The following is a 10,537-nucleotide window of genomic DNA, read 5'->3' as shown; positions in this document are numbered from 1 at the left end:
GTGGGGCTTCGGGTGAGGCCGGCGCTGGGGGCGCGGTGTCGAGGACCTGACTCACGGGCGCTCCTTGCACTCGGCGGCGTTACGTCGCGACGGGACCGTATCGTCGCAACGCGAGCGTAGGTCGATGCGACGTCGAAACGCAACCGTCTCGTCGATACGTGCCCGTCCAACGCTCTCGTCGGGACGCAACCGTTTCGTCGAAACGCCCTTATGCTCTGCCGCATGACGACGAACCCTGACGGGAAATCCGAGGGAAATGCCGACGGAGCCGCCCAGGGCTCCCAGCAGCCGCGCCGTAGGGCTCCCGCCGGGGCGGCCGTACTCCGCGAGGATGTGACGGAAGCCATCCGGTCGGCCGTCTTCGAGGAACTCGCGGCCGTCGGCTACGCCCGGATGTCCATAGAGGGGATCGCGCGGCGCGCGGGCGTAGGCAAGACGGCGGTCTACCGCCGGTGGCGTTCCAAGCTGCACCTGGTACTCGACCTGGTGTCGGCGATCGCGGTACAGGGCTTGCCGGCACCGGACACCGGCACCCTGGAGGGCGACCTGCGGCTGCTGTACGAGGTCACGTCCCGAGCCCTCCGCCACCCCGTGGCCTCGCAGGTCATCCCCGACCTCCAGGCGGAGGCGGCCCGCAACCCGGACATCGCGGAGGCCATGCAGAAGGCCCTGCGGGAAGGCCAGGAGGGCGTCGCGAGCGGCATCGTGGCGGCGGCCGAGCGACGCGGCGAGGTCCGTATGGGCATCGACGACGAACTGGCCCTCGACCTCATCTCCGGCCCGCTCTACTGGCGCTCGGTGGTGATCCGCGACCCGAAGCTGCCGAAGGACTATCTGGAGAAGCTGACGCGGGCCACGGCGGCGGCGCTGAAGGCCTTGTAGGCGGTGTGGCCCTTGCCGCGGGGCGTGCGGTGGCCGGGCGCGTGGTAGCCCGTGTTGCAGACCGGGAGCCGGATCGTTGTCATCCGTGACTCACACCTCGGGCTCGCGCTGGCGCATACTGGTTTCACGATGACGAAGCCTTCCGCGCCCCGGCGCCATCTGCCCACCAGTCCCTTCAAAGCTCCGGTTGCCCCGGTCGCCAAGCACTTCGCTCTGGGCGACCGCGTGTCGCACGACCAGTTCGGCCTGGGCACGATCGTCGGCGTCGAAGACGGCGTCGCGATGCTCGTCGACTTCGGTGCCCGCCAGGCCCGAATCGTCAGCCCCTACACCCGCATGGACAAGCTCTGACGAAGCCCTGACGGGCCCCGTCGGCAACGCTCGCCGCGGAGTGGGACAGCAGTCCCGCCCGCGGCGAACGCATCTCCGCCCCCGTGCCGTGCCTACCGAGCCAGCCGCTCGGCCAGCCCCACCAGCTCCGCCGCCCGCAGCACCCGCCCGCCGAACCCGGGCAGCGGGACGTGCAGCGGCTCGGTCCACCGCGACGGGATGGCTTCGGCTCCGTACACCGCCCCGGCGAGCCCACCCGTGACCGCCGCCACGGTGTCGGTGTCCCCGCCCAGATCGACGGCGGCCCGCACCGCGCCTTCGTACGAATCGGTCGTACGCAGCGCCCACACGGCGGATCCGAGGCAAGGCCACACGGCCCCGTTGAACTCGGTCGCCTGGTCGGGATGCCAGTCCGGCGCGAGGACGACCGCGTACCGATCCCGATGATCCGGATGTACGAGATCCAGGGCGTCCGGTAGCGCGCGCAGCGAGTCGCTCCCGTTCAGGGCCACCCGGACCAACTCGTGGAAGAGCGCCGTCCCCTCCCAGGCCGCCCGGTCGCCGTGGGTGAGCGCGGCGATGCGACGGCCGGCGTCCATGGTGGCCTCGGTGCCATCGCCCGCGAAGTACACCGCAGAGGTGGCCGCCCGCATCAACGCCCCGTTCCCCGCGGCCCGTTGGCTGACCTGGAAGTGGAGCGCGGCGGCGAAGTCCCACGGCTCTCCGCTGGTGAGTACGTCCTCGGTCTGCAGCCCGATGTCCTTGGGCTCGGACACCGCCCACCGCTGGAACCGCCGGAAGATGTCGGCCAGTTCGAGCCCACGGCACTCCAGCAGCGACTCCCCGACGAGCACGGCCATCTGCGTGTCGTCGGTGGCTTCACCGGGGTCCCAGCCGCCGCCTCCGCACATCTCGCCGCCGCCACCGGGCGACGGAAACCGCGCCGAGAACGTCCCTTCGGGCCCGAATTCGAAGGGCGCCCCCAGAGCGTCCCCGACGGCGGAACCGAGTACGGCGCCGAGGGCGCGTGATGTGGGGTCCGTCGGCGTCATCGTGAGGCGAGGCGGCCGGACTTGAGGGTTGAGAGGAGGGCATGCAGGGGGGTGGGGCTGGTGGTGAGGAGTGCTGCGGGATGGTCGCTCTCGCGGAGGTGTATCGCGATGTTGGTGGCGGCGAGTTCGATGCAGTCCTCGCTTGAACCACCACCGGAGAACGTCGACTTCTGCCACTGGATGGGGGCGGACACGTTGGGAGCCTTTCAGAGTTCCGTGGTGATGTGAGTAATGAGGTCTTGGGACTGCTTCGGCGTCAGGGCTGTGGTGACGACCTGGTCGAAGCGCCTCCGGTATTGCTGGAGCAGAGACTCGGCATCGAGGAGCTTGCCCCCGTGGGCGGTGTCCAATTGCACCGTGTCGAGTTGGGGGACGGGGCCGCGCACGTAGAGCATGGAGTGTCCGGCTCCGGCGAAGTCCTCACTGTCAAAGGGGACCACGCGTACGGTCACGTGATCTAGCGCGGAGAGTTCAAGGATGCGTTCGAGCTGGGCTCGTGCAGTCTTCCGGCCGCCAACTCGGATGCGAAGTGCGGCCTCATGGATCACGGCCTCGTACGGCGTCGCATGCTGACCGGTGATGATCTGCTGTCGACATGTGCGGAACTCGACGTGTGCGTCCTGATCCTTACGCGGCAAGTCGGGCGACGCGAAGCGGAAGACGGCTCGCATGTGGTCCTCGGTCTGGAACAGCCCTGGGATATGAGCCACTTGGAAGGTGTGGACGCCTACGGCGTGGTGTTCGAGCTCTGCCAGGTCGAGCCCGCCGGGATGGATTACGCCCCGGAAATCTTCCCACCAGCCTTTCCCGCGCTCAGTGGCCATGACGACCAAGGCATCGATGTACGCGGCGTCGTCACAGGCGCAGTGTGCTGCCAGGCGGCGAATGCGCTCTTCGCTGATGCCGCTGCGGCCGGTTTCCACGGCGCTCTGCTGCATGGGATTCGAGCCCAGCAGCGCGGCTGCGGCGCGAGCTGTCACTCCCGCGCGCTCGCGCATCTTGCGCAGCTCGCCCCCCAGACGCTCCTGTCGGGCGGTAGGGGTGCTCCTTGGCGGCATTGGTGCTCTCTCCCTGGTGGTTTGGCTGAACGAGTATGCCGGTCAAGCGCGACCCGGTCACCGAAAAGTGGGCAGTTTTCGGCGTTAGCTTGTGCCGTCACTAGGTTACGCCCTACCTTCAGTGTTGAAGCTGACACGCTGCGTCGCGGTGGTCGTCGGCTGCTCAACTCACCCATGCCCAACGCCAGTTGGAAGCGCACCCGTGTGAAGTCGACCCCACGGGCAATGACACCAGCCGGCGCCCTACCCCTTATTGCTCCCTCCTCCCTGCAACGGAGTTGATCCTCCATGCCCGAATACACTCTCTTCTGCCCCTCCCTGGACACCACACCCCGCGTCGCCCGCGACTTCGTCGCCTCCGTCCTGCGCTCGCAGCAACTCGGCGACCTCGTCGACGACGCGGCCCTGTGCACCTCCGAACTCGTCACCAACGCCTGCGTACACGCCAAGGGGGCCGACGCGGTGTTACGGCTGGCTGTCGGTGAACCACTCGCTGCGGTCCGGGTCACCGTCTACGACGGCGATCTGCAGCCCCCCGTTCTGAGAGAGGGCTGCCACGGCGAGAGCGGGCGCGGCATCTGGCTAGTGGACGCACTCACCGCGGGGAGATGGGGCACAGAACCCGACGCCGCACACTCCGTCGGCCCGCCCCCGCGAGGGAAGGGCGTCTGGTTCGAACTCGGGGCGCCCGGCCTGTCCGGCTTCTGCCGAGAAGGGGCCGAGGGGTGAGGGCACAGCCGGTGCATCATGATGGGCCGATCATCCCGATGCCGCCCCTGACCAGGGACGCGTTGCGTGAGGCGGTGAAGCGGGTGAGCCTCGTGGACCTGCCGCAGTTCGACCTGGAAGCTGGGCGAGCGTTCGACCAGGCCAGCCAGACCGGGGGTACGGCCCCGCTTCAGCGCTTCCTGAAACGCTGGGGCGTCTTCGTGGCGATCGAGCGGGATCCGGCACGGGCGGCCCGTCTGCACGAGGCGGAGCGGATCTCCCAGGACGAAACAGTCGACGAAGCCACGTTCCGTGCCGCCATGGCGGAGATCAACAGGACTCTGCGCGAGGCCGGGCGGGAGATCGAGGCTTGAAAGACCAACATGCGGAACGCTGCTTGGAGCCACCGAATCCGTACGTCTATCGGCTGGTCATCGTTCCGGAGGTCCGGAGCTGGCTGCACCAGCTCAGGCGGGACGACCCGGACACGCTGAAGCACATCACCGCCGCACTGACTCGGCTGCAAGAACGGGGGCCAGGGCTGGGGCGCCCGACAGCCGATCGGATCACAGGGTCCCAGTACGCGATGAAGGAGCTCCGGCCGCGCTCCGGCAGCCGGGTATCCATTCGCATGCTGTACGTGTTCGACCCCCAGCGTCAGGCGGTTGTGCTCGCCGCCGGTAACAAGGCAGGAAACTGGACCGGCTGGTACGACGAGTCGATCCCGATCGCCGAAGAGCGATATGAGCGACACTTGAAGGAGATGGAGGAGGGCCGAGGATGAACACCCACGAAGCGGGCGTCTACGATTCCCCTGATGACCTGCTCGCCGAATTCTTCGATGACCCCGCCGATCGCGAAGGGGTCAAGCGGGAGGCCGAGCGCCTGGCCGCAGAAGAACGCGGTGCCCGGCTCGTCGAACTCCGCGAGCGAGCCAGCGCCACCCGTGAGGACGTCGCCCGCCGTATGGGCGTCGAACTTGCCCGAGTCATCAATCTGGAATCCGGCGCCTTCAGCCTTCCCCGCGTCGACCTTTCCCGCATCGGCGAGCTAGAGACCAGCACCTCGGACGAGCTGATCCCCCTCGCCCAGCTCATCTTCGACCTCGCCGCCTACATCCAGGCCATCGGGGGAGATGTACGGATCGAAATCACGCAACCCGGCGGGCGGGTCCGATTCCTCCCCGCCGCCGCGGACCGCATCAACGCTGACCTTCTGCACACGATCCTGAAGCAGAAACCGGAAAGCCTGAAGGTCGTCGCCGACATGGACGGCTTCCGCACCGAAGTCGCCTGACGCAGAGCGCCTGGCAAACGATGGTCAGCGCAGTTGCCGCGTGGCCGCTCGATCGACCGGCGCCGGTCGATTGTGCTCTGACTTCCCGAGCACGTCAGGCTTCGCCAGAGGGCGCGGCATGGGCATCCCAGACCCCAGTTGCGGCCGTCTCGTGTGCATACTCCGCGAAGTCGCGTGGCGGGCGGCCGAGAACGCGTTCGACGGTGTCGGTCACCTGGGACCTGCGGCCGTCGAAGACCTCGGTCATCAGGTCGGTCAGTTGCGTTGCGTACTCGGGCGGCACGCCTCGTTCGGTCAGGGATGAGATGAACTGGTCGGGCGTGACCGGCAGATAGCGGATCTCCCTGCGGGTCGCGCTCGCTATCTCGGCGACGGCGTTGGCGAAGGTGAGTAGGCGTGGGCCGGTCACGTCGTGGATTTGGCCGACGTGGCCGTTCTCGGTCAGGGCCGCGATGGCGACATCCGCGATGTCCTCCGCGTCGGTGAACGGTTCCGCGACGTCGCCGGCCGGAAGGGCGACCACACCAGACCGGACCAGTTCTACGAGGAATGCCTCGCTGAAGTTCTGCGTGATGAACCCCGCCCGCACGATGGTCCACTCCGCACCCGAGTCCCGTACCGCCTGTTCGCACCGCTCGGCCTCGTCGGCACCGCGGTCGGCAAGCAGGACGAGGCGCCGGACGCCGCAGGCCACTGCCAGGTTGGCGAAGGAACCCACGGTCCTGGCCGCGCCGGGGAACGCCGCGTCAGGGTAGAAGGCCACATACGCCGCGTCCATGCCTCGTAGCGCTGGTTCCCACGTGGTGTCGTCCTGCCAGTCGAAAGGCGGATCGGCGCGCCGTGAGCCAATCCGCACCGGCACGTCACGCGCTTGGAGCCCGGACACGACGCGGCGTCCGGTCTTCCCTGTTCCTGCGAGGACCAACGTTGTTGGCGCTGTCGCTGTCATGATCCACAGTCCACCGGATCGCCGGGCTAGGGGCCACGATCGAGGCTAACAAAGCCGGCGCGAGGCCCAGTGGGTTGCCGCTGTCGGCGGTTGATCAGCCCTGCGGGGTTCGGACGTGGCTGGTCGCCCATTCGAGCGCGTAATCGGCTACCTGTTCCCAGCCGGGCTCGACACCGGTGAAGTGTGAGCGGTCCGGGAACTCGTAGGTCTCGGTCAGCGCCTCGGAGTTGCGGTACTTCTTCGCGTTCGAGCGGATCACCGAGGGCGGCATCAGGTGGTCCTTGCCGCCGATGATGAACAGCAGCGGTGCCCGGTCGTCCAGGTCGTAGTCGACCCAGGTCTCCTGGTGGCCCGGCTTCCAGTTGGCTATCAGGCCGTAGGCCCACACCCAGCTGCCGGGCGCCGGGATGTGGAGGCGGTCGTACGCCGCGTCGGACTCCTCCCGGCTGCACGTGTTGGCGAACGCGTAGTGGAACTGCTCCCGGGTGAAGCCCACCGCGCGGTGCCGGTTGGCCGGGTTGGCGAGGATCGGGAACAGGGACTTGATCTGGGACGGCGGGTTCACCCGCACACCCTCGGGTGGCGCCGAGTCGATCGTCACGGCGGCGGCGCCCAACCCTCGGTTGACCAGGAGTTGGGTGAAGGTCCCGCCGAAGGAGTGGCCCATGATGATCGGCGGACGGTCCAGGCTCTCGACCACGTTGCTGAGATGGTCGAGGGTTTCGGGGACGGATGCCGCGGCGATGATCTCGGGCTTTTCGCGCAGCGCCTCCACCTCGATCTCGAACCCCGGGTACGTCGGCACGACCACCTCGTAGCCCTTCGCCCGGTAGTACTGCGCCCAGCGATCCCAGCTTCTGGCGGTCATCCAAAGCCCGTGGATCAGCACAATCGGCGGGGCATTGGTCGTCGGCTCGCTCATGGTCCTCCTTCCGATTGCGGGCTGTAACAATCGTCGACCTCGAACAGCGGTCGTACAACCGCAGCGATGAAGTGGCGGCCCACCGGCGCACGTTCTGCACCGCCGCCCACTCCGGGGGCGCCGATTCCGGGCCCCACAGCCGGCCCTCCACCTGCTTCGGCCTCGGCTCGGGCAGCAACAGCGCAGTGGTGGTACGGGCTGGGGAGTGCGCCTGCACGGATGCGATCAAGACTCGGAGGGACGACGCTGTTGCTTGTGGCAATGCTGCGCTGCCTGCCCAGGGGCGGGGCGCATTGACGTTCCGCGGTCAGGCCGTGCAGGAGTGCTCAGCATCTCTCAGCCCCAGACCACACGGAGTTCGTCATGACCGCTCCCTCTGGCTCCATCGTTCTGGAGCCCGCAGCCCAGCAGTTCGCAGATGCCACATCCCAGCCGCCGTTCTTGTACGAACTGGGGCCCGAGAAGGCCCGCAGGGTGCTGGACGACCTTCAAGCGGAACCGATCGAGAAGCTCGATGCCGACTCAGAGTGGATCACCGTTCCTGCCGATGTCGGCGATGTACGTGTCCGCATCGTCCGGCCGCGAGGCGCCGCGCCGCCCCTCCCCGTGGTTCTCTACATGCACGGCGGTGGATGGATTCTGGGCAACGCCGACACCCATGATCGACTGGTGCGCGAGCTCGCGGACGGGGCGCAGGCTGCGGTCGTGTTCGTCGAGTACACCCGCTCTCCCGAAGCGCACTACCCGGTGGCGATCGAGCAGGGCTACGCCACCGCTCAGTGGATCGTCCGAGAAGGCGCTGCCCATGGCCTCGATCCGGACCGCATGGCGGTGGCGGGCGACTCGGTCGGCGGAAACATGACGGCTGCTCTCGCCCTGATGGCCAAAGAGCGCGGCGACGTCCGTTTCGTGCATCAGTCCATGTACTACCCGGTCACCGACGCCGAAATGAACACCAAGTCCTACGCCGATCTCGCCACCGGCTACTTCCTCACCGCCCAGGCCATGGAGTGGTTCTGGAACGCCTACATTCCCGACCGCGCGCAGCGCAGCGAGATCACCGCCTCCCCCTTGAAGGCCGACATCGATCAGCTCGCCGGTCTGCCACCGGCCTTCCTCCTTGTCGACGAGGCAGATGTCCTACGCGACGAGGGCGAGGCGTACGCGGCCAAGCTTCGCGCCGCGGGCGTCGACATCACCACGGTCCGTTACGACGGCATCACCCACGACTTCATGATGCTCAACCCTCTCAGCGACACCCATGCCACCCGTGCGGCCGTTGCCCAGGCCGTCACAGTGCTGCGCGACGCGCTGAGAAGTGGTGTCGCCACGCCTTGACCTGTGACGTTCCGTGACTCGGTCGGTGCTTCGTAGGCCGACGGTCGTTCTCCAGGGGCCAACTGCCCACTTTGGGAGGCTCGGCATGGCATCCGATTCCATCTGGCGGTCCGCAGCGCGGCAGTTGCCGCTCAGGCTCCCCGTCGGAACGTTCTTCCTGGACTCCGCGCTGGCGAAACGCGGCGCGGACCAGGCCACCGCTGAGGGACTGCAGCAGTTCGCCACCACCGCCTACCCCTTCTTGGGCAAGCTCGATGCCCAGCAGTTCGTCCGGTTGCTCTCTGCCGGGGAAGCCGCCGTTGCCGCCGCGCTGCTCCTGCCGGTGGTCCCTGCCGCTGCTGCCGGAACCGCGCTGACCGCGTTCTCTGCCGGCACGCTCGGGCTGTACCTGCGCGCGCCGGGCATGCGCGAGGAGGGCAGCCTGCGACCCACTGAGCAGGGAATCGCGCTGGCCAAGGACGTCTGGATGCTGGGCATCGGCATCTCTCTCATCGTCGAGGGCGTCAGAGAGCACCGTTGGTAGCCCTGGTCACTTCAGGGCTCGCCTAGTCGCGCCGTGCCTCCGGATGCAGCCGCACCCACCCCTCCCAAGCCGAGGTGATCATGTCGGTCACGTCGTACCTCGCCTTCCAGCCCAGTTCGTCGGCGATGCGGGCAGCCGAGGCCACGACGCGGGGTGGGTCGCCGGGGCGGCGTGGCATGGCGACTGGAGGGGTGTCGTAGCCCGTGAGGTCGTTGATGTGGTCGATCATTTCGCGGACCGATACGCCCTCGCCGCGGCCGATGTTGAGGGTCAGGTCCGTGCCGGGGGACGCGGACAGGCGGCGGGCTGCCGCCACGTGGGCCTCGGCCAGGTCGACCACGTGGATGTAGTCGCGTACGCATGTGCCGTCCGGCGTCGGATAGTCGTCGCCGAAGATCCGTGGCGCCGCGCCCTCCGTCAGCTTTTCGAAGACCATCGGGACGATGTTGAAGACGCCGATGTCGGCCAGTTCCGGGGTCGCCGCGCCCGCCACGTTGAAGTAGCGCAGGGAGGCGGTCGACAGGCCGTGTGCGCGGCCCGTGGCGCGGGTCAGCCACTCGCCCGCCAGCTTCGTCTCGCCGTACGGGTTCATCGGCACGCAGGGCGTCTCCTCCGTCACCAGGTCGACGTCCGGCATGCCGTACACCGCGGCCGAGGACGAGAACACGAACGACGGCACCGCGGCGGTCGTGACCGCCTGCAACAGCACGCGCAGACCCTCGACGTTCTCGCGGTAGTAGTGCAGCGGCAGCTCGACCGACTCGCCGACCTGCTTCTTCGCCGCCAGGTGGACGACACCGGTGACGGCGTGGTCCGTGAGCGCGCGGGCCACGCGGTCCGCGTCCAGGGTCGAGCCGACGATCATCGGGACCCCGTCGGGGACACGCTCGGCGATCCCGGTGGACAAGTCGTCGTACACCACGGCCTGTTCGCCCGCCTCGGTCATCGCGCGCACGACATGCGCCCCGATGTAGCCGGCGCCGCCGGTGATCAGCCAGGTCATGTACGGCCGTCCCCTCGTCTGTCGGTCGGTAAGCCACCCTGGGCCCATCGTCGCCCATCAGTGAAGCAGCCGCCCCAGCCTGCGTCGCAGCACGGCGGCCGTTCCCTGCCAACCGGACGCGAGCCGCAACGCCAGCGAACCCGAATGGGTCGCGTACGGCTGGACCAGCAACACACCGTGCCGCGCGCTCAACACCGCCGTACGGCGCAGCAGTCCGGGCCCCGCGACCGCGTGCGCGGAGGTGTAGCGGGCCGAACCGTCGCGGAACCGCAGCCACAGCCGCAGATCCCAGGTGCCCGAGCCGAGCGCGGAGAGGTCGACCGGCACCTCGGCCCACCAGGAGCCGACCGAGGAGCCGGCCAAGGGGCCTGCCGAGGAGCCGCCCCCTGAACCCCTCTCGTACACGCCGTCGCCGGGCAGAAGCCGCGCCGTGAGCGCAGTCGCGTGAGGCGTCGAAGACGGCCAGGACTCTGCCC

Annotated in this window: 14 protein-coding genes and 1 pseudogene; 8 read left to right on the top strand and 7 right to left on the bottom strand. The window is 68.4% G+C overall.

The features are described from left to right. Positions 1 to 210: 210 nt before the first annotated feature. Entirely contained in the window at positions 211 to 882 is a 672-nt protein-coding gene (locus tag G6048_RS43345; RefSeq protein ID WP_165345108.1) for a TetR/AcrR family transcriptional regulator, read from the top strand. A 129-nt stretch (positions 883 to 1,011) separates the two neighbouring features. Beyond that, the gene (locus tag G6048_RS43340; RefSeq protein ID WP_165345107.1) at positions 1,012 to 1,233 is read left to right on the top strand and encodes a hypothetical protein; all 222 of its coding nucleotides are present in this window, start codon (positions 1,012 to 1,014) and stop codon (positions 1,231 to 1,233) included. Positions 1,234 to 1,325: 92 nt separating this feature from the next. On the opposite strand, the gene G6048_RS43335 is transcribed toward G6048_RS43340, so the two are convergent. Genes G6048_RS43335 through G6048_RS43325 form a run of 3 tightly spaced genes read right to left on the bottom strand, consistent with a single transcriptional unit; the run spans position 1,326 to position 3,322 of the window. Next, positions 1,326 to 2,264, bottom strand: a complete 939-nt coding sequence (locus G6048_RS43335) for an ADP-ribosylglycohydrolase family protein (protein ID WP_165345106.1) — start codon at positions 2,262 to 2,264, stop codon at positions 1,326 to 1,328. Then, positions 2,261 to 2,458: a DUF397 domain-containing protein gene (locus tag G6048_RS43330; RefSeq protein ID WP_165345105.1), complete on the bottom strand. Its 198-nt coding sequence runs from the start codon at positions 2,456 to 2,458 to the stop codon at positions 2,261 to 2,263. Before G6048_RS43330 ends, G6048_RS43335 begins: the two co-directional genes overlap by 4 nt. Before the next feature lie 12 nt (positions 2,459 to 2,470). Next, entirely contained in the window at positions 2,471 to 3,322 is an 852-nt protein-coding gene (locus G6048_RS43325) for a DUF5753 domain-containing protein (protein WP_165345104.1), read from the bottom strand. Between the two features lie 288 nt (positions 3,323 to 3,610). Between G6048_RS43325 and G6048_RS43320 the strand changes: the two genes are divergently transcribed. The 4 genes from G6048_RS43320 to G6048_RS48990 are packed head-to-tail and all read left to right on the top strand — an operon-like array spanning position 3,611 to position 5,326. After that, positions 3,611 to 4,051, top strand: coding sequence for an ATP-binding protein (locus tag G6048_RS43320; protein ID WP_165345103.1), 441 nt, complete (start codon positions 3,611 to 3,613; stop codon positions 4,049 to 4,051). 38 nt (positions 4,052 to 4,089) lie between these two features. Beyond that, entirely contained in the window at positions 4,090 to 4,404 is a 315-nt protein-coding gene (locus G6048_RS43315; RefSeq protein ID WP_165345102.1) for a hypothetical protein, read from the top strand. Positions 4,405 to 4,427: 23 nt separating this feature from the next. Further along, on the top strand, positions 4,428 to 4,814 hold the full coding sequence (locus G6048_RS43310) for a type II toxin-antitoxin system RelE/ParE family toxin (RefSeq protein WP_235991036.1): 387 nt from the start codon (positions 4,428 to 4,430) through the stop codon (positions 4,812 to 4,814). Continuing rightward, the gene (locus tag G6048_RS48990) at positions 4,811 to 5,326 is read left to right on the top strand and encodes a helix-turn-helix domain-containing protein (RefSeq protein WP_206342852.1); all 516 of its coding nucleotides are present in this window, start codon (positions 4,811 to 4,813) and stop codon (positions 5,324 to 5,326) included. The genes G6048_RS43310 and G6048_RS48990 overlap by 4 nt, the downstream gene beginning before the upstream one ends. Positions 5,327 to 5,420: 94 nt before the next feature. On the opposite strand, the gene G6048_RS43300 is transcribed toward G6048_RS48990, so the two are convergent. Further along, positions 5,421 to 6,275 carry an NAD(P)H-binding protein gene (locus tag G6048_RS43300; RefSeq protein WP_165345101.1) on the bottom strand — a complete coding sequence of 285 codons (855 nt, stop codon included), beginning with the start codon at positions 6,273 to 6,275 and terminating at the stop codon, positions 5,421 to 5,423. Between the two features lie 94 nt (positions 6,276 to 6,369). Beyond that, positions 6,370 to 7,197, bottom strand: coding sequence for an alpha/beta hydrolase (locus G6048_RS43295; RefSeq protein ID WP_165345100.1), 828 nt, complete (start codon positions 7,195 to 7,197; stop codon positions 6,370 to 6,372). 363 nt (positions 7,198 to 7,560) lie between these two features. Here G6048_RS43295 and G6048_RS43290 point away from each other — a divergent pair, with 363 nt between their 5' ends. Both G6048_RS43290 and G6048_RS43285 read left to right on the top strand, forming a co-directional pair. Continuing rightward, entirely contained in the window at positions 7,561 to 8,535 is a 975-nt protein-coding gene (locus tag G6048_RS43290) for an alpha/beta hydrolase (RefSeq protein WP_165345099.1), read from the top strand. 85 nt (positions 8,536 to 8,620) lie between these two features. Continuing rightward, complete coding sequence (locus G6048_RS43285) at positions 8,621 to 9,058, top strand: hypothetical protein (protein ID WP_165345098.1); 438 nt, start codon at positions 8,621 to 8,623, stop codon at positions 9,056 to 9,058. A 22-nt stretch (positions 9,059 to 9,080) separates the two neighbouring features. Here G6048_RS43285 and galE read toward each other — a convergent pair whose 3' ends face one another. Both galE and G6048_RS43275 read right to left on the bottom strand, forming a co-directional pair. Beyond that, positions 9,081 to 10,061 carry a UDP-glucose 4-epimerase GalE gene (galE, locus tag G6048_RS43280; RefSeq protein WP_165345097.1) on the bottom strand — a complete coding sequence of 327 codons (981 nt, stop codon included), beginning with the start codon at positions 10,059 to 10,061 and terminating at the stop codon, positions 9,081 to 9,083. A 57-nt stretch (positions 10,062 to 10,118) separates the two neighbouring features. Then, positions 10,119 to 10,537: pseudogene (locus G6048_RS43275) on the bottom strand (hypothetical protein); the annotation flags it as partial.

Source organism: Streptomyces ureilyticus, assembly GCF_011045025.1.
Lineage (GTDB): Bacteria > Actinomycetota > Actinomycetes > Streptomycetales > Streptomycetaceae > Streptomyces > Streptomyces ureilyticus.
This window is presented reverse-complemented; position numbering and strand designations above follow the sequence as displayed.

Coding starts and splice junctions, on each gene's coding strand:
- G6048_RS43345 (WP_165345108.1), top strand. CDS start 211: ATGCTCTGCCGCATGACGACGAACCCTGACGGGAAATCCGAGGGAAAT.
- G6048_RS43340 (WP_165345107.1), top strand. CDS start 1,012: ATGACGAAGCCTTCCGCGCCCCGGCGCCATCTGCCCACCAGTCCCTTC.
- G6048_RS43335 (WP_165345106.1), bottom strand. CDS start 2,264: ATGACGCCGACGGACCCCACATCACGCGCCCTCGGCGCCGTACTCGGT.
- G6048_RS43325 (WP_165345104.1), bottom strand. CDS start 3,322: ATGCCGCCAAGGAGCACCCCTACCGCCCGACAGGAGCGTCTGGGGGGC.
- G6048_RS43320 (WP_165345103.1), top strand. CDS start 3,611: ATGCCCGAATACACTCTCTTCTGCCCCTCCCTGGACACCACACCCCGC.
- G6048_RS43315 (WP_165345102.1), top strand. CDS start 4,090: ATGCCGCCCCTGACCAGGGACGCGTTGCGTGAGGCGGTGAAGCGGGTG.
- G6048_RS48990 (WP_206342852.1), top strand. CDS start 4,811: ATGAACACCCACGAAGCGGGCGTCTACGATTCCCCTGATGACCTGCTC.
- G6048_RS43300 (WP_165345101.1), bottom strand. CDS start 6,275: ATGACAGCGACAGCGCCAACAACGTTGGTCCTCGCAGGAACAGGGAAG.
- G6048_RS43295 (WP_165345100.1), bottom strand. CDS start 7,197: ATGAGCGAGCCGACGACCAATGCCCCGCCGATTGTGCTGATCCACGGG.
- G6048_RS43290 (WP_165345099.1), top strand. CDS start 7,561: ATGACCGCTCCCTCTGGCTCCATCGTTCTGGAGCCCGCAGCCCAGCAG.
- G6048_RS43285 (WP_165345098.1), top strand. CDS start 8,621: ATGGCATCCGATTCCATCTGGCGGTCCGCAGCGCGGCAGTTGCCGCTC.
- galE (WP_165345097.1), bottom strand. CDS start 10,061: ATGACCTGGCTGATCACCGGCGGCGCCGGCTACATCGGGGCGCATGTC.